Genomic DNA, 21,477 nt, shown 5'->3' with positions numbered 1-21,477 from the left:
AACTGACGTATCGAAAGAGGAAAACACCATGGCACAAGTCATCAATACCAACACGATGTCGCTCAATGCTCAGCGCAACCTGAGCAGCAGCGGCGCCTCGCTGGCCACCACCATCCAGCGCCTGTCGTCGGGCTCGCGCATCAACAGCGCCAAGGACGATGCGGCCGGTCTGGCCATCTCCGAGCGTTTCGGCACCCAGATCCGCGGTACCGACGTTGCCATCCGCAACGCCAACGACGGCATCTCGCTGGCCCAGGTCGCCGAAGGTTCGCTGACCGAAATCGGCAACAACCTGCAGCGTATCCGTGAGCTGGCCGTGCAGTCGTCGAATGCCACCAACTCCGCCAGCGACCGCAAGGCGCTGCAGGCCGAAGTAACGCAGCTCAAGAGCGAAATCGACCGCGTTGCCAAGCAGTCCGAGTTCAACGGTACCAAGCTGCTCGATGGTTCGTTCTCCAGCCAGTTGTTCCAGGTTGGTGCAAACGCCGGCCAGGCCATCGCAATCGATAAGGTTGTGGATGCCAAGACCAGCTCGCTGGGTACTGCAAACTTCGCCAATGTCTACACTGGCACCCGCCTCTACACCGAGGCAACCGCCGGCCCGCCGGCCACCGACGCGGTTGACACGGATAAAGCCACTGCCGACATGAATGTGTCCAAGTTGACCATCAAAGTCACGGACGCGGACAACAAGGTCACGGATGTCGTGTTGGACGCATTCACGGTGAAAGCCGGTGAATCAATCACCAAGGCAACTGCTGCTGCGATCAACGCAAAGATCGGCGAGACCGGTGTCCAGGCCAGCGTCGACGATCGCACCATCAGCCTGACGTCGGTGCGAGCCGGCCAGACGTTTGCCCTGAGCGCCGCCACCGCAGGTGATATTGGTGCGACTGGCCTGACAGAGACCAGCGATGACGGCGGCACCATGGTGGATGTCACCTCCAGCAAGCTCGCAGATGTGGACGTCTCGAGTGTCTCGGGTGCCCAGCAGGCGTTGGAGATCGTTGACAAGGCCCTGAATTCGATCAATAGCACCCGTGCTGACCTCGGCGCCGTGCAGAACCGCTTCACCTCGGTGGTGGCGAATCTGCAGACCTCGTCGGAAAACCTGGCCTCTTCGCGCAGCCGTATCCGCGATACCGATTTCGCCAAGGAAACTGCCGAACTGACCCGCACCCAGATCCTGCAGCAGGCCGGTACGGCCATGCTGGCCCAGGCCAACCAGGTGCCGCAGAACGTGATGAGCCTCCTGCGCTGATCCAGCTGAGCACGCGGCGCCGGATATGACCGGCGCCGCACCCCACACGTTACGTCTTATTACTGCCTGAGGGAATATCCATGGCACAAGTCATCAACACCAACACGATGTCGCTCAATGCTCAGCGCAACCTGAGCAGCAGCGGCGCCTCGCTGGCCACCACCATCCAGCGACTGTCGTCCGGCTCGCGCATCAACAGCGCCAAGGACGATGCGGCTGGCCTGGCCATCTCCGAGCGTTTCGGCACGCAGATCCGCGGTACCGACGTTGCCATCCGCAACGCCAACGACGGCATCTCGCTGGCCCAGGTCGCCGAAGGCTCGCTGACCGAAATCGGCAACAATCTTCAGCGTATCCGTGAGCTGTCTGTCCAGTCGTCCAACGCCACCAACTCTGCCAGCGACCGTAAGGCCCTGCAGTCCGAAGTGACCCAGCTGGTCAGCGAAATCGACCGCGTTGCCAAGCAGTCCGAGTTCAACGGCACCAAGCTGCTGGACGGCTCGTTCTCCAGCCAGTTGTTCCAGGTGGGCGCCAATGCTGGCCAGGCCATCGCAATCGACAAGGTTGTAGACGCGAAGTCCGACGCGCTGGGCAATGCACTGTTCGACAAGCAGACCATAACCATCGCAGCCGGCACGGATGCGGCCGCGGATAAAGGCAAGACCATCAAGTTCTCCGGCCTGGAGATCAGTGGTGGCAGTCTGACGCAGGGCATCAAGATTGATGACGTGGAGGTGACGGCTACTGGTGTCGCTGCCGATGACCGTCAGGCCTTGGTCACTGCTGTCACCACCGCCATCAACGCCAAGATCGGTGAAACGGGCGTGTATGCAAAGGCGGGCACCGCCGGTGCCATCGAACTTACCTCCGTGAAAGAAAGCGTCGACAAGGACGGGGATTGGAGTGCGATGAAGGTCACTGCTGGCCTCACGAGCGGTGTTGTCGGCTACACGACCGGTGCCGTTGCCGGTACCGCCACTGCTCCGGCAAAGGGCGAAATGCTGAAAGACGTCAACATCGAGGACGTGGCGGGCGCCCAGCAGGCCCTGGAAATCGTCGACAAGGCACTGAACGCCATCAACAGCACCCGTGCTGACCTCGGTGCCGTGCAGAACCGCTTCACCTCGGTGGTCGCGAACCTGCAGACCTCGTCGGAAAACCTGGCCTCCTCGCGCAGCCGTATCCGCGATACCGATTTCGCCAAGGAAACCGCCGAACTGACCCGCACCCAGATCCTGCAGCAGGCCGGTACGGCCATGCTGGCCCAGGCCAACCAGGTGCCGCAGAACGTGATGAGCCTCCTGCGCTGATCCAAAGAAGTACCGCTCCCGCCGCCGGCTTCAGCCGGTGGCGGGAGCATCCCGAAGCATCGCAATCGTCACGCAGGAACGGGCCATGGCCATGAGCCGGACTCTCTCCCGGTCGCCACATCTTCGTGGCCATGGCCCGCCCCTGCGGCAGAACTGTTATCAGCGCTGGTTGTTTGACTGAACACCTCGGGTGGCTTCGTCTCCCCCCGTTTTTCAGTAGCCTGACCCCTCCTCTGCATTGGAGGAGGGTTTTTTACAGACCCTCTGGCATGAGCGCACATCGCCGCCCTGCCCCGAGCTACCTGCAACCGCCGTGCCAAATCCGGCGCCAGGTTGCTGGCACAACTCCTGCATCAACGAGAGTTCTAAAGACCCGGCGGCTACGGCCGCTAATTTCGTTGATGGCATCGCCCTGCACCATGTGGCAGTGGCAACACACAGGAGATACAACGTGGCGGACTTCGGTTACGGCGGCATCGGTTCAGGACTCGATATTTCCGGCATGGTCAGCAGCCTGGTGGCTGCCGATCGCAAGCCGGCGGACAATGCACTGAACCTGCAGCAGTCCAAGGCCAAGATGCAGCTTTCGGCGATCGGCACGGTCAAATCCGCGTTCGACACGCTCAATACGGCGCTCAAAGCGCTGAAGGCCGAGACCGCGTTCGATGCGCGCACCGTGAGCGCCAGCAAATCCGGTACCGACGAAATCTTGACAGCGACCGGTACCAACCTGGCCGCCGCCGGTACGCACACCATCCATGTGGAACAGCTGGCGACGGCGCACAAGTGGATCGCCGACACCTCCCTGCCCAAGACGGATACGTTCGGCGCCGGAACCCTGACGCTCACCGTCGGCGTCGGCGACAAGCAGAAGACGCTCAACATCGACGTCGCAGCCGATGACACGCTCAGCTCGATCCGGACCAAGATCGAGAAGGCCGGTCGTGCCTCGGGCGTGCAGGCCACCCTGATCACCTCCGGCGACAATCAGTTCCTGTCGATCTCCCAGGGCAAGTCCGGCACGGCCAATGCGATCAAGCTGACCGCCGACCCGTCCAACGCCAAGTTGACGGCACTGGCCGACAGCCTGAGCGAGCGCACCCCGGCGACCGATGCCAAGCTGACCATCGACGGCGTGGCCGTGGTCAGCAGCGAAAACACCGTGACCGATGTGGTGCCGGGCCTGACCCTGAACCTGAAGAAGGAAGGCGACAGCACCGTCACCATCACCACCGATGCCGCCGCAGCGCGCAAGGTGATGCAGGACTTCGTGACCGCCTACAACGGCGCGATCGCCGCGATCAACACCGCGACCAAGTACGACATCGAGAACAAGTCCCCGTCTTCGCTGACCGGCGATGCGCAGATGCGCGGTGCCTCGAGCCAGTTGCGCGGCCTGATGGGCGGCATTCTCAAGGACCTGGCCGCCAACGGGCTGGACCCGAAGACGCTCGGCCTGCAGACCCGCGGCTATCCCAATGCCGACGGCAGCCTGGTCCTGGATGCCGCCAAGTTCGACGCGGCCCTGGTCAACCAGGGCGGTGCAGTCCGTGAGGCGCTGACCGGCGACGATGGCGCGGCGGCCAAGCTGTTTGCCGTGGTGGATGGCTACGTCAGCACCGCCGTGGGCAAGGAAGGCGCGTTCGTGTCGCGCACCAAGAGCATCAACAGCACGCTGACCGATATCGACAAGCGTCGCAAGGCGCTGGACGTGCGCATGGAAGGCGTGTCGGAACGCTACAAGAAGCAGTTTCTGGCGCTGGATTCGCTGATGAGCAAGATGAGCCAGACGATGTCCAGCCTGACCACCCAGCTCTCGCAGCTCAACGGCTGATCGATCACGGCAGCGGACTCAAGTTGAACCGGTCCGCTGCCGATACCACACGCAGGACACCCCGCAGGCTCCACCCGGTGCCGACGATGTCGCGAACCTCGCGGCCCCGAACGAAGGAGACATGATTGATGTACGGTTCCAACCGTCAATTCACCGAGCAGTACCGCCAGGTCGGCGTACAGAGCGCCATCACCGATGCCGACCCGCACAAGCTGGTCGCGCTGCTGCTCGCCGGTGCCTGCGAACGACTTCGACTCGCCCTGGCCTGCCTGGAACGCGGCGACCAGGCGCGCAAGGGCAAGGCGATCGGCGAGGTCTGTGCGATCGTCGGTCACCTCAACGGCTCGCTGGACCATGAAGCGGGTGGCGAGATCGCCGGCAATCTGTCCTCGCTGTACGACTACGTGATGCAGCGCCTGACCGAAGCCAATCTGCACAACGATCCGGCCGCGCTGACCGAGGCGCTGGAACTGCTGGGCGAGATCGATGCGGCCTGGAATGCCATCCCGCACCAGCAGCGCCACGCTGAGCAGGCCACCCCATGACGTCGCTGGGCTCGCTCAACGCCCGTCTGGACGCCCTGGAGACGGCGCTGCAGGAAGAGAACTTCGATGAGGCCGGCCTGCAGCTGGATGCCCTCGATGCCGCCCAGACCACCTACCTGGCCGGCCCGTCGGCATTGTTCGACGTCCCGGGCCTGTCTTCCCTGCAGGCACGCCAGCAGCGCATCATGCTGTTCATGATGCGTCAGCGCGAAGAAGCCAGCCGGCATCTCCACAACGGCCGCCAGTCACTTCGCGCCGCGCATGCGTACCTGACCGCAGAATCCTTGTCATGACCGACCTTCGCGCCAGCGAGATCCATCACCCCGCCGAAAGCGAGCTGTTCGATGAGACGCTGAGCTGCGAACTGGCGCTGCCGGCCGAGTTCCGCATCGGCAGCGCGGTGATCCGCCCGGGCACCGCCGAAACCCTGCTGCGCAGCGTGGCCCTGGTGGAAGATGCCCGCAGCGATGACGGGCACGATGACCGCAGCGACGCCACGCTGCAGGTGCAGCGCCTGGAAGCCAAGCTGGACCTGGTGATGGTGCTGCTGGGCCGACTGGTCCGCCAGAGCGCCCAGGATCTGCCACTGCGTCCGCTGCGCTGGTCCCGCCGGGGTATCCGGATTGAACAGGGCATGCGTACCGGCGCCGCGGCTGGCAGCCAGGGCGTGATCCGGCTGCAGCCCTGCGATTGGCTGCCCGACCATATCGATCTGCCCGTGGTGATCGTGGCCGAGACCGCCAATGGCGCCGGCGCGCATTATCTGTGGCTGCGCTTCGAGGGCCTGAGCGACGCGCTGGAAATGGCACTGGAGCGGCATTTGTTCCGCCTGCATCGCCGCCAGATTGCCGAAGCGCGGCGTCTGCGCTGACCATACGGTACCGACTGTGACCCAGTCGGCTTGGCGCTGGCCCGCCACTCCGTTAAGGTTACCGCCTCCCCGCTCCCCTAGTAGCCTGTGCGCGTACTCATTGTCGACGATCACACCCTGGTCCGTGCCGGCCTCAGCCGCCTCCTGCAGGGCTTCACCGACGTGGACGTCGTCGCCGAGGCGAGCAATGCCGAGCAGGCCCTGCAGCTGAGCGTGCAGCATGCGCCGGACGTGGTGCTGATGGACCTCTCCCTGCCCGGCCGTACCGGGCTGGAAGCGCTGAGCGACATTCTGCTGCGTACCCCCGGCTCACGCGTGGTGATGATGACCATGCACGATGACGCCGTGCATGTGCGCGATGCACTCGACCGTGGCGCCGTCGGCTTCGTGGTCAAGGATGCCGCCCCCCAGGAACTGGAACTGGCCCTGCGCGCCGCCCATGCCGGCCAGGTGTTCCTGAGCCCGCAGATCTCGGCAAAGATGCTGGCGCCGATGCTCGGCAAGGAGAAGCCGGTGGGTGTGGCGGCCCTGTCGCCGCGTCAGCGCGAGATCCTGCGCCAGATCGGGAAAGGCGAGAGCAACAAGGAAATCGCCGCCGACCTGGGCATCAGCGTCAAGACGGTGGAGACCCACCGTGCCCGCATGATGGAGTCGCTGGGCTGCCGCCGCGCCACCGATCTGGTGCTGCTCGCCGCGCGCCACCAGCACGAGCTGGAATGATCGGCGACGGTTCGGTGGCGCTTTTCGGCCACGGACTGGCTCCCACGTCAGGATTCTGATGCGGCACACGGCCGCCAGGCCGCTGCCATGGGGGGCTGCACCAGCAAATGCGTCAAAATGACGTGTCGGTGTAGTGGTTTTCCCTACATGGTGTCGGGGATTTGACGACCCCGCTCAGGAACCCCCTGATTCCGGTGCCACCGGAACAGAAGCAAGATGTGTTCCATAACGCGCCGGGGACTCGGCGTGATCGGGGAAACGCCTTGAAAGCCTCCATGTCGACCCAGATGGGTCAGCAGCTTCACCTCACGCCGCAACTGCTGCAGTCGATCCGTCTGTTGCAGCTCGATGGCATGCAGCTGGAGCTGGAAATCCGCCGCGCATTGGAAACAAACCCGCTGCTGGAGATCGAAGAGGCCCCCGAGCCCGTCGCTGCCGACACCGCCGAGGCCGTCACGGCCCAGGACGTGGCCGCCTTCGACGAGCTGCCCGAGAGCACCATGTGGGACGTGGCCGGTGCCGGTTGGCAGGACGGCGATGATGACCGCATGCAGCGCGTCGCCGCCGGCGAATCCACCGACCCGCAGCTGCGCGTCCTGCAGCGCCTGGCGATGGAACTGGACGATCGCGAACTGGCCGTCGCCGGTTTCTGGCTGGAACACTGCGATGACACCGGTTATCTGGATGCCCCGCTGGCGCAGCTGACCCTGCTCGCCAGCGCGCATTGCGACGTGGATGCCGCCGGCGTGGAAGCAGTCCGGCAGCGCATTCTGCACGGCGACCCGGCTGGCCTGGCCGCCCAGAACCTGCACGAATGCCTGAGCGTGCAGCTGCGCACCCTGCCCGGTCGCGTGCCGGCCCGGCACTTGGCCCAGCGCGTGCTCGACGATGGGCTGGCCGCGCTGGCCACGCATGACTACGCCGCGCTCGCCCAGCAGCTGGACGCCGAAGTCGCCGACATCCACGAAGCCGTCCGCCTGATCCTGTCGCTACAGCCGCGCCCGGGTGAGAGCCTGCTGCCCGATTCCAATGGTGTGGTGATCCCCGACGTGGTCGCCTGGCATGCCGATGGCCAGTGGCGCGTCGCGCTGAACCCGGCCACCAGCCGTCGCCTGAGCATCAACCCGCATTACGAACAGGCCCTGGCCGAGACCAGCGAAGCGGCGCAGCCACTGCGCGACATGCTGCAGGAAGCCCGCTGGCTGACCCGTGGCCTGTCGATGCGCTATGACACCCTGCTGCGCACCGCGCGGGTGATCATCGAACGGCAGTCCGGCTTCCTGACCCGTGGCGAGGAGGCGATGGCGCCACTCACCCTGAAGGAAGTGGCCGATGAGATCGGCATGCACGAGTCGACCGTCTCGCGCATCACCACCGGCAAATATCTGCAGACGCCGCGCGGCACGCTGGAACTGAAGCACTTCTTCGCCGTGCGCCTGGAAGGTGCGAGCGTCTCCGGCCAGGCCGTCAAAGCCATGGTGCGTCGCCTGATCGAGTCCGAGCCGGCGGCCCGCCCGCTGGCCGATGAGGCCATCGCCGGCCTGCTTTCGCGCCAGGGGGTGAACATTGCCCGCCGGACCGTTGCAAAATACCGCGAACAACTGGACATCGCTCCGGCGCGCGAACGCCGCCGCAGCCATGCCAGCACCCCGCAATTGGCCCGGGTGGGCTGAAGGAAATGGACGACATGAACAAGCTCACCGTGCTGCTGGTCGACGACCACGAGGGTTTCATCAACGCTGCGATGCGCCACTTCCGCAAGGTCGATTGGCTCGATGTCATCGGCAGCGCTGCCAACGGCCTGGAAGCAATCGAACGTTCCGAGTCGCTGCGCCCGCAGGTGGTGCTGATGGATCTGGCCATGCCGGAAATGGGCGGCCTGCAGGCGACGCGCCTGATCAAATCGCAGGATGACGCGCCGTACATCGTGATCGCCAGCCATTTCGATGATGCTGAACACCGCGAACACGCCCTGCGCGCCGGGGCGGACAACTTCGTCAGCAAGCTCTCCTACATCCAGGAAGTGATGCCGATCCTGGAAGGCCTGAAGGAACCAGGCCATGAGTGAATCGCGCATCCTGGTGGTGGACAACGACGCGGTCCGGGCTGAGCGCACCGTCGCGCTGCTGGAGTTCATGGACTTCAACCCGCGCTGGGTGGCCGATGCCAACGATTTCGACGTCACCCGCCACCGCCCCAATGACTGGATGGCTGCCATCATCGGCAGCCTGGACAATTCCGACCGCAGCGATGCGTTGTTCGCGTGGCTGGGCAAGGGCGCCCTGCCCCCGCCGGTGATGTTGATCGACGGCGATACCACCGCGTTCGCACAGCAGCACGGTCTGCACGAAGCCAACGTCTGGCCGCTGGAGGCGCCGCTGCGCCACGCCCAGATGGAAGGCCTGCTGCGCCGCGCCAGCCTCAAGCGCCTGGATGCCGAACACCAGGCCGGTGCCGTGCAGGACCAGGGCCCGACCGGCGAAGGCGTTGCGGTCACCCAGCTGCGCCGCATGATCGAGCAGGTCGCCGCCTTCGACACCACCGTGCTGGTGCTGGGCGAATCGGGCACCGGCAAGGAAGTCGTCTCGCGCTCGATCCACCAGCGCTCCCCGCGTCGTGATGGGCCCTTCGTGGCGATCAACTGCGGCGCGATCCCGCCGGACCTGCTGGAAAGCGAATTGTTCGGTCACGAAAAAGGCGCTTTCACCGGTGCACTGAGCGCACGCAAGGGCCGTTTCGAAATGGCCGAAGGCGGCACCCTGCTGCTGGATGAGATCGGCGACATGAGCCTGCCGATGCAGGTCAAGCTGCTGCGCGTGCTGCAGGAGCGCAGCTTCGAGCGCGTCGGCGGCAACCAGACCATCCGCTGCAACGTGCGCGTGATCGCCGCGACCCACCGCGATCTGGAAACGCGCATCGCCGACGGCAAGTTCCGCGAGGATCTGTTCTATCGCCTCAACGTATTCCCCATCGATGTGCCGGCCCTGCGTGAGCGTAGCGAAGACCTGCCGGCGCTGGTGACCACCATTGCCGGCCAGCTGGCCCGCACCGGCCGCGGCGAAGTGCGCTTCACCGCCGAAGCAATGCAGGCGCTGGCCAGTTACGAATGGCCGGGCAACGTGCGCGAGCTGACCAATCTGGTCGAACGCCTGGCCGTGCTGCACCCCAGTGGCAACGTGCGCGTGCAGGATCTTCCGGCCCGCTACCGCGGTGATTTCGCCATCACTGCACCGGTGGCCGCCGCAGCACCGGCGCCGCTGGCCGATGAACGCCTGGACCTGCGCAGCTTTTCGTTCCACACCCCGGGCAGCCAAGGCACCACCTCGGCGGAGAACGGCGGCGCTCCGGCCAACCGCGCTGCGGCCCTGCCCGACGACGGCCTGGACCTGCGCAACCACATGGCCAACATCGAGCTGACCTTGATCAACGAAGCGCTGGAGCGCACCCAGGGCGTCGTCGCGCATGCGGCCCAGCTGCTCGGCCTGCGCCGCACCACGTTGGTGGAAAAACTGCGCAAGTACGGCATCGAACGCGACCAGACCGAACTGACTGGCTGAGCAGAACGCCACAAGGAAACCAGAAGCCCGGGCATGTCCCGGGCTTTTTTGTGGATCTGACGGGTGGCCGCCAGCAGCCTCGACACGGTGGGTCGCGATGCCCTTGTGGGCGAAATAAAGGAGGAGGGGTCGGCCGCAGGCCGGCGCCGGGGGACATTCGCCGGCAAGGGCATCGTGGCCCACCGCCCGACCGACCCGCCGGTTTTCCGGCGTCGACTCTCCGGCACGTCAGCGCGTCAAACCGTCACTGGGTCAGGCAGCCGCACCTCACGTACACCACGGCCACCCCCGCCGGAGACGCTGACCCCGCAAACCCCCGCCACCGTTACGAAACTGAATCACTCATCACTTTCGGCACGGCACTTGCAACGTATTCACTCGAAACCCATCCCCTGCTTCGGAACGTTCCAGATGTCGCACTCCGTCACCTCGATCCTTTCTCAGATCCGCACCTTCCAGACCCAGATTGGGCAGCCTGCCGTCAGCCCGCTGACGGAGGTGCCGCGCAGCAATGCCATCCAGGGCCTGGTATCCCCCCAGGAGATCCAGGGCCCCAGCTTCACCGAAACCCTGCGTGGCGCCATCGCCGGCGTCAACGATGCGCAACAGAAATCCGGCGCCCTGGCCAAGTCCTTCGAACTGGGTGAGCCCGGTGCGGACCTGGCCAAGGTCATGGTCGCCTCGCAGCAGTCCCAGATCGCCTTCCGCGCCACCGTGGAAGTCCGTAACCGTCTCGTCCAGGCTTATCAGGACGTGATGAACATGCCGCTGTAAGGATAGAAACGCATGGCCCTGTCGCTCTCCAAAGAATCGCTGAACACCGAAAAGGCTGGGCAGTGGTTCGACCGGCTGCAAAGCCTGCAGATCACCCGTCGGCTCGGCCTGATGGCGATGATCGCCGTGGCTGTGGCGGCAGGCCTGTTTGTGTTCTTCTGGTCGCAGAAGCCCGGCATGGTGCCGCTGTACACCGGGCTGGACCAGAAGGCCACAGCCGAAGCCACCGACCTGCTGCGCGCCGCGCAGATTCCGTTTGAACTGGACCAGGCCACCGGTGGCATCACCGTGCCGGAAAAGAACCTGCACGATGCCCGCCTCAAGCTGGCCAGCTCCGGGCTGACCGACAGCGGTCGTCTGGGCTTTGAGCTGATGGAGCGTGACCCCGGCTTCGGCGTCAGCCAGTTCATGGAGAACGCCCGCTACCAGCACTCGCTGGAAACCGAACTCTCGCGCACCATCAATACGCTGCGCCCGGTCCGCGATTCGCGCGTGCACCTGGCCATTCCCAAGCCCAGCGCCTTCACCCGCCAGCGCGATGTCGCCAGCGCCTCGGTAGTGCTGGAGCTGCGCGGCGGCCAGCAACTGGAGCGCGGCCAGATCGATGCGATCGTGCACATGGTCGCTGCCAGCATTCCCGACCTCGCCCCGGAACGGGTGACCGTGGTCGACCAGAGCGGTCGCATGCTCAGCGTCTCCGACCCGAACAGCGAGGCGGCGATGAATGCCGCGCAGTTCGAGCAGGTGCGTCGCCAGGAAACCTCGTTCAACCAGCGCATCCGCGAACTGCTCGAGCCGATGACCGGCCCCGGCCGCGTCAACCCGGAAGTGAGCGTGGACATGGACTTCTCGGTGATCGAGGAAGCCCGTGAGCTCTATAACGGCGAGCCGCAGAAGCTGCGCAGCGAGCAGATGAGCGAAAACAGCACCAACGTGCCCGGCCCGCAGGGCGTGCCTGGTGCCGCCAGCAATACCCCGCCCGGCCCCGCTGCCGCACCGGCCACCGCGCAGGCACCGACGGAAAGCTCCAAGAACGCGACCCGCAACTACGAGCTGGATCGCACCCTGCAGCACACCCGCCAGCCGGCCGGTCGCATCAAGCGCGTCTCGGTGGCGGTGCTGGTGGACAACGTGCCGCGCGCCGGTGCCAACGGCAAGATGGCCGACCAGGCCCTCTCCGCTGCCGAACTCACCCGCGTCGAAGCGCTGGTCAAACAGGCGGTCGGCTTCGATGCCGAGCGTGGCGACACGGTCTCGGTGATGAATGCCCCGTTCGTGCGGGAAGTCACCCCGGTCGAAGGCCCGAAGTGGTGGGAGCTGCCGCAGGTCCAGGACGCACTGCGTCTGCTGCTCGGCGCGATCGTGGTGCTGGCCCTGGTGTTTGGTGTGCTGCGCCCGGCGCTGCGCTCGATCACCGGCCAGAACAAGGGCAAGGAAGAAGAGCTGGAACCCCACACGGCCGACGTGCAGCTGGTCGACGATGACGAGGGCTTGCCCGCCATCGGCAGCGAACGCCTGAACGCGGCTGGACATGAACCCCTGGCGCTGCCGGTGGACTCTTACGAGGAACGACTGCGCATGGCGCGTGAAGCTGTAAAGACCGATTCCAAGCGCGTGGCCCAGGTGGTCAAGGGGTGGGTGGCCAATGACTGAGAACGTGCCCCTGACCGGCGTTCAACGCGCTGCCGTGCTGCTGCTGTCGCTGGGTGAACTGGATGCGGCCGAAGTGCTGCGCCACATGGAACCCAAGGAAGTGCAGAAGATCGGCATCGCCATGGCGACCATGACCGACATCACCCGCGAACAGGTCGAGCGGGTCATGGACCAGTTCGGTGCCGAACTGGGGTCCAAGACCTCGCTGGGCGTGGGCTCGGACGACTACATCCGCAACATGCTGGTGCAGGCGCTGGGCACGGAGAAGGCCGGTAACCTGATCGACCGGATCCTGCTCGGCCGCAACACCACCGGCCTGGATGCCCTGAAGTGGATGGATCCGCGCGCCGTCGCCGATCTGGTCCGCAACGAGCACCCGCAGATCATCGCCATCGTGATGGCTCATCTGGAAACCGACCAGGCCGCCGACGCGCTCAAGCTGCTGCCCGAGCGTACCCGCGTGGATGTGCTGCTGCGCATCGCGACCCTGGATGGCATTCCGCCGAACGCGCTCAATGAGCTCAACGAGATCATGGAGCGCCAGTTCGCCGGCAACCAGAACCTGAAGTCCTCCAACATCGGCGGCGTGCAGTGCGCGGCCAACATTCTGAACTTCATGGACAGTGGCCAGGACCAGGCGATCCTGGGCGAGATCGCGCGCATCGATGCGCCGCTCAGCGGCCGCATCCAGGACCTGATGTTCGTGTTCGACGATCTGGTGGATCTGGACGACCGCGAACTGCAGCTGGTGCTGCGCGAAGTCAGCGGCGAGCGCCTGGGCCTGGCCCTGCGCGGCGCCGACATCAAGGTGCGCGACAAGATCACCCGCAACATGTCCCAGCGTGCGGCCGAGATCCTGCTGGAAGACATGGAAGCCCGTGGTCCGGTGCGCCTGTCGGATGTGGAAGTGGCGCAGCGCGAGATCCTGGCGATCGTCAAGCGCATGGCCGATGAAGGCACCGTCACCATTGGTGGCAATGCGGAGGCCATGCTGTGAACGCTGCCGTGCGCTGGCTTGCCCCCGATCTGCTGGCGGTGCCCGAGCCGGCGCCGGAAGAAGAGAACTTCGACCTCACCGAGCCGGATCCGGAGCTGGAACCGGAGCCGTTGTTGCAGCTGCCGACCCTGGAAGAAATCCAGGCGATCCAGGACAACGCCGAGAAGGATGGCTTTGACCAGGGTCACGCCGATGGCCTTGCCCAGGGCCAGGCCGAGGTGCGCCGCCTGGTCGCACAGATCGAAGGCATCCTGGACAACTTCAGCCGGCCGCTGGTGCGGTTGGAAAACGAGGTGGTCGCCGCGCTCGGCGAACTGGCCGTGCGCATTGCGGGCAATCTGGTCGGCCGCGCGTATGAAGCCGAGCCGGAGCTGCTGGCGCAACTGGTCAACGAAGCCGTCGACGCCGTCGGCGGCGCCGCCCGCGAGGTCGAAGTGCGTCTGCACCCGGACGACATCGCTGCGTTGACCCCGGTATTGAACCTGTCCCCGAACCAGCGCCTCACCCCGGATCTCAGCCTGAGCCGCGGCGACCTGCGGGTCCACGCCGAGACCGTGCGCATTGACGGCACCCTGGACGCCCGCCTGCGCGGCGCGCTCGATGCGGTCATCCGCAAGGCAGGAACCACGCCATGAACACCGATACCCTGCCCCCGCCGGCCGATTGGACCGCCGTCCGCAACCTGCGGCTGGCCTCGCGCCTGGACAACATCCGCCCGGATACCGCGCATGGCCGTGGCCTGATCCGCGAAGGCGTGCTGCGCCGCGCGGTTGGCCTGACCCTGGAAGCGGTCGGCTGCGAAGCGCCGATGGGCGCCAGCTGCAAGGTCGAAGTCGCCGACGGTGGCTGGGTGGATGCCGAAGTGGTCGGCTTTGCCGGTGAACGCACCTATCTGATGCCCAGCGCAGAACTGCATGGCCTGCTGCCCAATGCGCGGGTCGTGCCCGCCCTGGGACGCGGCGGTGTGGAAGTGGGCGAAGGCCTGCTCGGCCGCGTCATCGACAGCGACGGCGTGCCGCTGGATGGCAAGGGCCCGATCCGCGCTGAAGGCACCGTCGGCATGGCCGGCGTGTCGATCAATCCGCTGGCCCGTGAGCCGATCACCCAGCCGCTGGACGTGGGCGTACGCGCGATCAACGCGCTGCTGCCGATCGGCCGCGGCCAGCGTGTCGGCCTGTTTGCCGGTTCCGGTGTCGGTAAATCGACCCTGCTGGGGATGATGACGCGCTACACCGCCGCCGACGTGATCGTGGTCGGCCTGATCGGCGAACGTGGCCGCGAAGTCCGCGACTTCGTGGAAAGCACGCTGGGCGAAGAAGGCCTGCGCCGCGCGGTGGTGGTGGCCAGCCCGGCCGACCGACCGCCGCTGGCGCGCCTGCACGGCGCCTACCGTGCGACCGCGATCGCCGAATGGTTCCGCGACCAAGGCTTGAATGTCCTGCTGCTGATGGACTCGCTGACCCGCTTCGCACAGGCCCAGCGCGAGATCGGCCTGTCCGTCGGTGAGCCGCCGACCACGCGCGGCTATCCGCCGTCCGTGTTCGCCAAGCTGCCGGCCCTGGTCGAGCGCGCCGGCAATGGAGCCAAGGGCCGCGGTTCGATCACCGCGTTCTACACCGTGCTGACCGAAGGCGATGATCCGCAGGATCCGATCGCCGATGCCGCCCGCGCGATTCTGGACGGCCACATCCTGCTCTCGCGGCGCGTCGCCGACAGCGGTCTGTACCCGGCGATCGACGTGGAATCGTCGGTCAGCCGCGTGGTCACGGAAATCGCCGACGAGCCGTGGCGCCTGCGCATCCGCAAGCTCAAGCGGCTGGTCTCGGCGTACTCGGCCAACCGCGATCTGATCGCGATCGGCGCCTATCAGCGCGGCAATGACCCGGCGACCGACGAGGCGCTGGAGCGCTGGTCGGACATCGTTGAATTCCTCGGCCAGGACGTCGGCAAAGCCGCCGACCTGCCGCACAGTCAGGCCGCCCTCAAGCGGCTGGTGGAACCAGAGAGTTAAGCCATGATGCAATCCAAGCGATTCGACCCATTGCTGAAGCGCGCCCAGGACCACGAGGACGAGGTCGCGCGCGACCTCGCCGAGCGCCAGCGCTCCCTCGACACGCATGTGTCGCGGCTGGATGAGCTGCGCCGCTATGCCGACGAATATGCTGGCGCGCAGATGGCCGCGACCAGTCCGGCGCAGCTGATGAACCGGCGCGCGTTCCTGGATCGCCTGGACAGCGCGGTGGCCCAGCAGCGGCAGACCGTGGACAACAACCGCGAGAAGGTCGAGGCCGAGCGCGCGCGTCTGATCCTGGCCAGCCGTGACAAGCAGGTCCTTGAACAGCTGGCCGCCAGTTACCGCGCGCAGGAGAAGGTGGTCACCGATCGCCGCGACCAGCGCGAAATGGATGATCTGGGTGCACGCCGGTCGCGCCAGGCGCAACGCGAAGACAGCGAAAACGGAGGCACGCCATGACGCCGTCAGCCCTGCTCGGCGGCACCGCGCCGGCACAGTCCAGCACTGCCGGCGCCTCCGGCAGCCGTCCCGATGCATCCGGCGGCAGCGACCGTCGGGAGTTTGACGCGATGCTCAAGCCCGGCCGCGATGCGGCTGGCCCGGAGGCATCAAGCAAACCCGCCGGCCGCCGCGAGGCGCCTGCGGGCAAGGACGCCGCCACGCCGGATACCGGCAAGGACACCGCACCACGCCCCGGCAGCGCCAGCAGCAAAGACACCGCCGAGACGCCTGCCACGACCGATACCAGCACCGCGCCGCCCGCCACCGCCGACAAGCCGGTGGCCGAGGCGGCGGACGACGATGCAGCGTGGCCGCCGTTCGGCCTGGCCGGCTTGGCGTTGAACGGGCTGCCGGTTGCGGTGCCCGTGCCGGTCGCGCCAGCGCCTGCCGGGACCGCCGCCGGTGCTGCGCCCACGACGGCGGCGCTGCCGACGCTGGCCACCGCCACTGCGGACACCACCGCGCCGGCAGCGGGCCCGCTGTCGCCGGCGGCACCTGCGACAGGCGGCATCGCCCTGCCCGCCCTGGCGGCCGACGCCGCCCCAGCCGACGCCGTGCCGCTGTTGAAGACCTTCACCGAGGCAATGAGCGCTGCCGCCAGCGAGGGTCCGGATGCACCGGCCACGCCGGTGCTGCACGCCCTGCAGAGCATCGTCGACGCCAAACCGGCAGCGGCCACGCCCTTCACCGGCTCGCCGACCGCCACCCCGCAGCTGGGCGCTGGTGATTTCGATGATGCCGTCGGCGCCCGCGTCAGTTGGTTGGCGGACCAGAAGATCGGCCACGCCCATATCAAGATCACCCCGAACGACCTGGGCCCGATCGACGTGCGACTGCATCTGGACGGTGACAAGGTCCATGCGACCTTCACCAGCGCCCATGCCGATGTGCGCCACGCACTGGAAAGCAGTCTGCCGCGCCTGCGCGACATGCTCGGCGAACAGGGCTTCCAGCTCGGCCAGGCCGATGTCGGCCAGCAGCACACCGCGCAGGATGGCGGCCGTGGCGATGGTGGCCGGAGCGGCGCGGGCGATGACGGCGAGGCGTTGATGGCCGAGACCACGCTGTCGCCCTCGCAGTTGATCCGTCAGCGCGGGCTGGTCGACGCCTACGCGTGATCAACGGGTGCGACGCCGCTTCGGCGGCGCCGCCAGAAACCCGACACCCGCCCTCTTCGGCATTCAGGCACAGCCTTTGCATGTAGTCAGGAAGCAATCCTCTGGAGCTTCCTCGTGGCCGCAGCCGCCGACAAAACCAAGAAATCCGCCGACAAGGACGCCACGGCCAAGCCGCGTCGTCCGATCCTGATCACCGCCCTGGTCGCGGTGCTCGCTGCCGGTGCCGCCGGTGGCGGCGTCTGGTATTTCACCCAGTCCCAGCACGATGACAAGGCCGCCAAGCCGGCCGCCAAGGCCGCGGTGCCCGCACCGGCCCAGTACTTCGGTCTGGAGCCGCCGTTCGTGGTCAACCTCAACAGCAGCTTCGACGGCCCGCGCTACCTGCAGGTCGAAGTGCAGTTGATGAGCCGCGATCCGGCCGCCATGGAAGCGATCAAGCTCCATGCCCCGGCGATCCGCGCCAAGCTGCTCATGCTGTTCTCGCAGGTCGAGCCGACCGACATCGCCGACCGCGCGGGCAAGGAACGCCTGCAGGCCACCTCGCTGGCCGAAGTGCAGAAGCTGCTCAAGGCCGAGACCGGCAAGCCGGGTGCCGACGAATTGCTGTTCACCAGTTTCGTCACCCAGTAAGGGCCGACCATGAATGACCTGCTTTCCCAGGATGAGATCGATGCGCTGTTACACGGCGTGGACTCCGGTGCGGTCGAGACCGACATCGATGCTGCCACGCCCGGCGAGGCGCGCTCGTATGACTTTGCCAGTCAGGACCGCATCATCCGCGGCCGCATGCCGACCCTGGAAATGGTCAACGAGCGCTTCGCGCGCCTGTGGCGCATCGGCCTGTTCAACCTGATCCGGCGCTCGGCAGAGCTGTCCGTGCGCGGCATCGAACTGATCAAGTTCAATGACTACATGCACTCGCTGTACGTGCCGACCAACCTCAACCTGATCCGCTTCAAGCCGCTGCGCGGCACCGGGCTGATCGTGTTCGAGCCGACGCTGGTGTTCGCGATCGTGGACAACTTCTTCGGCGGCGACGGCCGCTACCCGACCCGTATCGAAGGCCGCGAGTTCACCGCGACCGAAATGCGCGTCATCCACCTGCTGCTCAAGCAGACCTTCGCCGATCTGCAGGAAGCCTGGGCGCCGGTGATGGATGTGGAGCTGGAGTACATCAACTCCGAAATCAATCCCCACTTCGCCAACATCGTGACGCCGCGCGAGTACGTGGTGGTCTGCCGCCTGCATGTCGAACTTGACGGCGGTGGCGGCGACATCCACGTCACCCTGCCCTACTCGATGCTCGAGCCGATCCGCGAGCTGCTCGACGCCGGCATCCAGAGCGACCGCAACGACCGCGATGCCAGCTGGGGCGTGATGCTGCGCGAACAGCTCAACATCGCCGAAGTCACGCTGTCCAGCGTGTTGGCCAGCAAGCGCATGACCCTGCGTGAACTGACCGGCCTGAAGGTCGGCGACATCCTCTCGATCGACATGCCGGCGCAGGTGCCGTTGTGCGTGGAGAACATCCCGGTGTTCACCGGCGAGTTCGGCATCGCCAACGGTTGCAACGCCATCAAGATCACCGCCACCCATCCCCCGGGCACCCGCCCACGCGTTCCCGTACTCCAGGAAGTCTCGAAATGAACGATATCGAATCCAACGAACCGCTGTCCCCGGCGGAACCGGCACCGGCGCAGTTCACCACGCTGCAGTCCGATGAGAACCTCGGTCCCGAGCTGAACCTGGATGTGATCCTGGACGTACCGGTGACCCTGTCGCTGGAAGTGGGCCGTGCACGCCTGCCGATCCGCAACCTGCTGCAGCTCAACCAGGGCTCGGTGGTGGAACTGGAACGCGGCGCCGGCGAATCGCTGGACGTGTTCGTCAACGGCACCCTGATCGCCCATGGCGAGGTGGTGGTGATCAACGACCGCTTCGGCGTGCGCTTGACCGATGTGGTCAGCCCGAGCGAACGGATCCGGAGACTGCGTTGAGCACCGGGCTGCTGATCGCAGCCGGTGCGTCGACCGTCAAGGTCGGTCAGCATGCCGCCGCTGCACCGGGCATGTTCGGTGCGGTACTGGCACTGCTGGGCGTGCTGGCGTTGATCGTCGGCCTGGGCTGGCTGCTCAAGCGCATGCCCGGCAGCGGCTTCCGCCCGGCCGAAGGCCTGCGGGTGGTTGCCAGCCTGACCGTCGGCGCGAAAGAGCGCGTGGTGGTGGTCGAGGTCAATGGCACCCAGCTGCTGCTGGGTGTCACCGCCGGTGGCATCAACACCCTGCATCAGCTGCCCGAGCCGCTGCCGACCCCGCCGCCGGCGCGCCTTCCCGATTTCAAACACCTGCCGAATTTCGCGCAGCTGCTGCAACAGCGGCTGCGCAAGGAATCCTGAACATGCGTGGCCCCCGTACCTCCTGGACCCGTTACCTGCCGCTGTTGTTGACTGCCCTGCTGTGCGCGCTGCCGGCCCTGGCCTGGGCCGCGCCCGGCGTGCCGGGTGTGCCGGCGCTGCCTGACGTGAACGTCGGCAAGATCGGCGGTCAGCCGGTCAGCCTGCCGCTGCAGACGCTGCTGCTGATGACGGCGATCACCCTGATCCCCTCGATGCTGCTGGTGCTGACCGCCTTCACCCGCATCATCATCGTGCTGGGCCTGCTGCGCCAGGCGCTGGGTACCGGCCAGACGCCGTCCAACCAGGTGCTGCTCGGCCTGGCCCTGTTCCTCACCGCGATGGTGATGCTGCCGGTGTGGCAGAAGGCGTGGGGCAGCGGCATGGCGCCCTACCTCAACGGCGAGATCGACTTCCAGACCGCCTGGACCCTGACCACCCAGCCGCTGCGCGCCTTCATGCTGGCGCAGATCCGCGAGACCGATCTGATGACCTTCGCCGGCATGGCCGGTCACGGTACCTACGACAGCCCGGATGCCATTCCGTTCCCGATCCTGGTCGCCTCGTTCGTCACCAGCGAGCTGAAGACCGCCTTCGAGATCGGCTTCCTGATCTTCATCCCGTTCGTGATCATCGATCTGGTCGTGGCCAGCGTACTGATGTCGATGGGCATGATGATGCTCTCGCCGATGCTGGTCTCCGCCCCCTTCAAGATCCTCTTGTTCGTGCTGGTGGATGGCTGGGTTCTCGTGGTGGGCACCTTGGCTGCCAGTTTCAATGCGGTCTGACCGCCCCGCCCTGTTGATCGATACGGACCCGAGACTGACATGACGCCCGAACTTGCCCTGACCGAACTGCGTGGTGGCCTGATCACCGTGTTGTGGGTCGCCGGCCCGCTGCTGCTCACCGTGCTGATCGTCGGCGTGGTGGTCGGCGTGGTCCAGGCGGCCACCCAGCTCAACGAGCCGACCATCGCTTTCGTGGCCAAGGCCGCGGCCTTGACGGTGGTGTTGTTCGCGCTCGGCAGCCTGTTGATCGGCCATCTGGTCGAATACACCACGCTGCTGTTCCAGCGCATTCCACATCTGATCGGCTGAGGCAGCCGCCGTGGATTCCGCGACCCAGATGGCCGCCGACGGCCTGCAGGCCTTCGGCATGATCGGCACGATCCTGTGGACCATGCTGCGCATCGGCGCCATGATCATGGCGATGCCGCTGATCGGCACCCGCGCGGTGCCTTCGCGGGTACGCGTGATGCTTGCCGGTGCACTGGCGATCGCGCTCTCGCCGATGCTGCCGCCGGTACCGGAATGGACTGGCTTCGATGCAGCCACCGTGCTGACCATCGCCCGCGAGCTGGCCATCGGCATCTCGATCGGTTTCCTGCTGCGGCTGGTATTCGAAGCCGGTGCGATGGCCGGTGAACTGGTCGCACAGGGTACCGGCCTTGCCTTCGCGCAGATGAGTGATCCGATGCGCGGTGGCAGCTCCGGCGTGATCGGGCAGTGGTTCTATCTGCTGTTCGGACTGCTGTTCTTCGCGTCCAACGGTCACCTGGCGCTGATTTCATTGTTGATGGACAGCTACAAGGCATTGCCGATCGGCACCGCCCTGCCCGATCCGCATGCGTTCTTCGCCATCGCCCCCACGTTCCTGCTGCAGGTATTCCGTGGCGCGCTCACGCTGGCGCTGCCGCTCACCGTCGCGATGCTGGCCATCAATCTGGCCTTCGGCGTGCTGGCACGTGCCGCGCCCGCGCTCAACCCGATCCAGCTGGGCCTGCCGGTGGCCCTGCTGCTGGGTCTGTTCCTGCTGACTGTGCTGGCCGGCGAGATGGGGCCGCCGGTACAGCGTCTGTTCGATGCCGCCTTCGACGCGGCCGACAGCGTCAGCCGCTGACCCGGGACACACCCGGGACAGCGCGGAAGCT

At 66.2% G+C, this 21,477-nt stretch carries 24 protein-coding genes; all 24 read left to right on the top strand.

Annotation, left to right across the window (positions count from 1 at the left end; translation table 11 throughout):
* The first annotated feature begins 28 nt into the window (after nucleotides 1-28).
* The 24 genes from K4043_RS01280 (at nucleotide 29) to fliR (ending at nucleotide 21,446) form a co-directional block, all read left to right on the top strand.
* Nucleotides 29-1,261: a flagellin gene (locus K4043_RS01280; protein ID WP_265307890.1), complete on the top strand. Its 1,233-nt coding sequence runs from the start codon at nucleotides 29-31 to the stop codon at nucleotides 1,259-1,261.
* 80 nt (nucleotides 1,262-1,341) lie between these two features.
* Nucleotides 1,342-2,571, top strand: a complete 1,230-nt coding sequence (locus K4043_RS01275) for a flagellin (protein WP_265307889.1) — start codon at nucleotides 1,342-1,344, stop codon at nucleotides 2,569-2,571.
* Between the two features lie 451 nt (nucleotides 2,572-3,022).
* Nucleotides 3,023-4,405 (top strand): flagellar filament capping protein FliD, encoded by a 1,383-nt coding sequence (gene fliD / locus K4043_RS01270; protein WP_123729211.1) that lies wholly within the window; start codon nucleotides 3,023-3,025, stop codon nucleotides 4,403-4,405.
* A 128-nt stretch (nucleotides 4,406-4,533) separates the two neighbouring features.
* On the top strand, nucleotides 4,534-4,950 hold the full coding sequence (gene fliS / locus K4043_RS01265) for a flagellar export chaperone FliS (RefSeq protein ID WP_123729210.1): 417 nt from the start codon (nucleotides 4,534-4,536) through the stop codon (nucleotides 4,948-4,950).
* A complete protein-coding gene (locus K4043_RS01260; RefSeq protein ID WP_123729209.1) occupies nucleotides 4,947-5,243 on the top strand; it encodes a hypothetical protein in 297 nt (98 codons plus the stop codon). Before fliS ends, K4043_RS01260 begins: the two co-directional genes overlap by 4 nt.
* Nucleotides 5,240-5,821, top strand: coding sequence for a PilZ domain-containing protein (locus tag K4043_RS01255; protein ID WP_123729208.1), 582 nt, complete (start codon nucleotides 5,240-5,242; stop codon nucleotides 5,819-5,821). The genes K4043_RS01260 and K4043_RS01255 overlap by 4 nt, the downstream gene beginning before the upstream one ends.
* A gap of 87 nt (nucleotides 5,822-5,908) precedes the next feature.
* Nucleotides 5,909-6,541 carry a response regulator transcription factor gene (locus K4043_RS01250; protein ID WP_259260918.1) on the top strand — a complete coding sequence of 211 codons (633 nt, stop codon included), beginning with the start codon at nucleotides 5,909-5,911 and terminating at the stop codon, nucleotides 6,539-6,541.
* 263 nt (nucleotides 6,542-6,804) lie between these two features.
* Nucleotides 6,805-8,214, top strand: coding sequence for an RNA polymerase factor sigma-54 (gene rpoN, locus K4043_RS01245; RefSeq protein WP_265307888.1), 1,410 nt, complete (start codon nucleotides 6,805-6,807; stop codon nucleotides 8,212-8,214).
* A 14-nt stretch (nucleotides 8,215-8,228) separates the two neighbouring features.
* Nucleotides 8,229-8,609 carry a response regulator transcription factor gene (locus K4043_RS01240; RefSeq protein WP_123729727.1) on the top strand — a complete coding sequence of 127 codons (381 nt, stop codon included), beginning with the start codon at nucleotides 8,229-8,231 and terminating at the stop codon, nucleotides 8,607-8,609.
* Entirely contained in the window at nucleotides 8,602-10,098 is a 1,497-nt protein-coding gene (locus K4043_RS01235; RefSeq protein ID WP_265307887.1) for a sigma-54 dependent transcriptional regulator, read from the top strand. The genes K4043_RS01240 and K4043_RS01235 overlap by 8 nt, the downstream gene beginning before the upstream one ends.
* 411 nt (nucleotides 10,099-10,509) lie before the next feature.
* Nucleotides 10,510-10,872, top strand: coding sequence for a flagellar hook-basal body complex protein FliE (gene fliE / locus K4043_RS01230; RefSeq protein WP_265307886.1), 363 nt, complete (start codon nucleotides 10,510-10,512; stop codon nucleotides 10,870-10,872).
* A gap of 12 nt (nucleotides 10,873-10,884) precedes the next feature.
* On the top strand, nucleotides 10,885-12,525 hold the full coding sequence (gene fliF / locus K4043_RS01225; RefSeq protein ID WP_123729203.1) for a flagellar basal-body MS-ring/collar protein FliF: 1,641 nt from the start codon (nucleotides 10,885-10,887) through the stop codon (nucleotides 12,523-12,525).
* Nucleotides 12,526-12,535: 10 nt separating this feature from the next.
* On the top strand, nucleotides 12,536-13,522 hold the full coding sequence (fliG, locus tag K4043_RS01220) for a flagellar motor switch protein FliG (RefSeq protein WP_123729202.1): 987 nt from the start codon (nucleotides 12,536-12,538) through the stop codon (nucleotides 13,520-13,522).
* Nucleotides 13,519-14,157, top strand: a complete 639-nt coding sequence (locus K4043_RS01215) for a FliH/SctL family protein (RefSeq protein ID WP_265307885.1) — start codon at nucleotides 13,519-13,521, stop codon at nucleotides 14,155-14,157. Before fliG ends, K4043_RS01215 begins: the two co-directional genes overlap by 4 nt.
* On the top strand, nucleotides 14,154-15,533 hold the full coding sequence (locus K4043_RS01210) for a FliI/YscN family ATPase (RefSeq protein ID WP_123729200.1): 1,380 nt from the start codon (nucleotides 14,154-14,156) through the stop codon (nucleotides 15,531-15,533). Before K4043_RS01215 ends, K4043_RS01210 begins: the two co-directional genes overlap by 4 nt.
* 3 nt (nucleotides 15,534-15,536) lie before the next feature.
* Entirely contained in the window at nucleotides 15,537-15,995 is a 459-nt protein-coding gene (gene fliJ / locus K4043_RS01205; protein WP_123729199.1) for a flagellar export protein FliJ, read from the top strand.
* Nucleotides 15,992-17,155, top strand: a complete 1,164-nt coding sequence (locus K4043_RS01200) for a flagellar hook-length control protein FliK (protein ID WP_265307884.1) — start codon at nucleotides 15,992-15,994, stop codon at nucleotides 17,153-17,155. Before fliJ ends, K4043_RS01200 begins: the two co-directional genes overlap by 4 nt.
* A 114-nt stretch (nucleotides 17,156-17,269) precedes the next feature.
* Nucleotides 17,270-17,785, top strand: a complete 516-nt coding sequence (locus K4043_RS01195; protein ID WP_123729197.1) for a flagellar basal body-associated FliL family protein — start codon at nucleotides 17,270-17,272, stop codon at nucleotides 17,783-17,785.
* Between the two features lie 9 nt (nucleotides 17,786-17,794).
* Nucleotides 17,795-18,802, top strand: coding sequence for a flagellar motor switch protein FliM (fliM, locus tag K4043_RS01190; RefSeq protein WP_123729196.1), 1,008 nt, complete (start codon nucleotides 17,795-17,797; stop codon nucleotides 18,800-18,802).
* On the top strand, nucleotides 18,799-19,152 hold the full coding sequence (fliN, locus tag K4043_RS01185; RefSeq protein ID WP_123729195.1) for a flagellar motor switch protein FliN: 354 nt from the start codon (nucleotides 18,799-18,801) through the stop codon (nucleotides 19,150-19,152). The genes fliM and fliN overlap by 4 nt, the downstream gene beginning before the upstream one ends.
* A complete protein-coding gene (gene fliO, locus K4043_RS01180) occupies nucleotides 19,149-19,550 on the top strand; it encodes a flagellar biosynthetic protein FliO (protein WP_123729194.1) in 402 nt (133 codons plus the stop codon). The genes fliN and fliO overlap by 4 nt, the downstream gene beginning before the upstream one ends.
* Before the next feature lie 2 nt (nucleotides 19,551-19,552).
* Nucleotides 19,553-20,335 carry a flagellar type III secretion system pore protein FliP gene (gene fliP / locus K4043_RS01175; protein WP_121036736.1) on the top strand — a complete coding sequence of 261 codons (783 nt, stop codon included), beginning with the start codon at nucleotides 19,553-19,555 and terminating at the stop codon, nucleotides 20,333-20,335.
* Between the two features lie 39 nt (nucleotides 20,336-20,374).
* Nucleotides 20,375-20,644 (top strand): flagellar biosynthetic protein FliQ, encoded by a 270-nt coding sequence (locus K4043_RS01170; RefSeq protein WP_019184809.1) that lies wholly within the window; start codon nucleotides 20,375-20,377, stop codon nucleotides 20,642-20,644.
* Between the two features lie 10 nt (nucleotides 20,645-20,654).
* Nucleotides 20,655-21,446: a flagellar biosynthetic protein FliR gene (fliR, locus tag K4043_RS01165; protein ID WP_123729193.1), complete on the top strand. Its 792-nt coding sequence runs from the start codon at nucleotides 20,655-20,657 to the stop codon at nucleotides 21,444-21,446.
* The last annotated feature ends 31 nt before the right edge of the window (nucleotides 21,447-21,477 follow it).

This window comes from Stenotrophomonas sp. SRS1 (assembly GCF_026130205.1).
GTDB lineage: Bacteria > Pseudomonadota > Gammaproteobacteria > Xanthomonadales > Xanthomonadaceae > Stenotrophomonas > Stenotrophomonas rhizophila_B.
The sequence above is the reverse complement of the archived record's forward strand: the minus strand, read 5'-3'. Positions and strand labels throughout refer to the sequence as shown.

Coding starts and splice junctions, on each gene's coding strand:
- K4043_RS01280 (WP_265307890.1), top strand. CDS start 29: ATGGCACAAGTCATCAATACCAACACGATGTCGCTCAATGCTCAGCGC.
- K4043_RS01275 (WP_265307889.1), top strand. CDS start 1,342: ATGGCACAAGTCATCAACACCAACACGATGTCGCTCAATGCTCAGCGC.
- fliS (WP_123729210.1), top strand. CDS start 4,534: ATGTACGGTTCCAACCGTCAATTCACCGAGCAGTACCGCCAGGTCGGC.
- K4043_RS01260 (WP_123729209.1), top strand. CDS start 4,947: ATGACGTCGCTGGGCTCGCTCAACGCCCGTCTGGACGCCCTGGAGACG.
- K4043_RS01255 (WP_123729208.1), top strand. CDS start 5,240: ATGACCGACCTTCGCGCCAGCGAGATCCATCACCCCGCCGAAAGCGAG.
- K4043_RS01240 (WP_123729727.1), top strand. CDS start 8,229: ATGAACAAGCTCACCGTGCTGCTGGTCGACGACCACGAGGGTTTCATC.
- K4043_RS01235 (WP_265307887.1), top strand. CDS start 8,602: ATGAGTGAATCGCGCATCCTGGTGGTGGACAACGACGCGGTCCGGGCT.
- fliE (WP_265307886.1), top strand. CDS start 10,510: ATGTCGCACTCCGTCACCTCGATCCTTTCTCAGATCCGCACCTTCCAG.
- fliF (WP_123729203.1), top strand. CDS start 10,885: ATGGCCCTGTCGCTCTCCAAAGAATCGCTGAACACCGAAAAGGCTGGG.
- K4043_RS01210 (WP_123729200.1), top strand. CDS start 14,154: ATGAACACCGATACCCTGCCCCCGCCGGCCGATTGGACCGCCGTCCGC.
- fliJ (WP_123729199.1), top strand. CDS start 15,537: ATGATGCAATCCAAGCGATTCGACCCATTGCTGAAGCGCGCCCAGGAC.
- K4043_RS01200 (WP_265307884.1), top strand. CDS start 15,992: ATGACGCCGTCAGCCCTGCTCGGCGGCACCGCGCCGGCACAGTCCAGC.
- fliM (WP_123729196.1), top strand. CDS start 17,795: ATGAATGACCTGCTTTCCCAGGATGAGATCGATGCGCTGTTACACGGC.
- fliN (WP_123729195.1), top strand. CDS start 18,799: ATGAACGATATCGAATCCAACGAACCGCTGTCCCCGGCGGAACCGGCA.
- fliP (WP_121036736.1), top strand. CDS start 19,553: ATGCGTGGCCCCCGTACCTCCTGGACCCGTTACCTGCCGCTGTTGTTG.
- K4043_RS01170 (WP_019184809.1), top strand. CDS start 20,375: ATGACGCCCGAACTTGCCCTGACCGAACTGCGTGGTGGCCTGATCACC.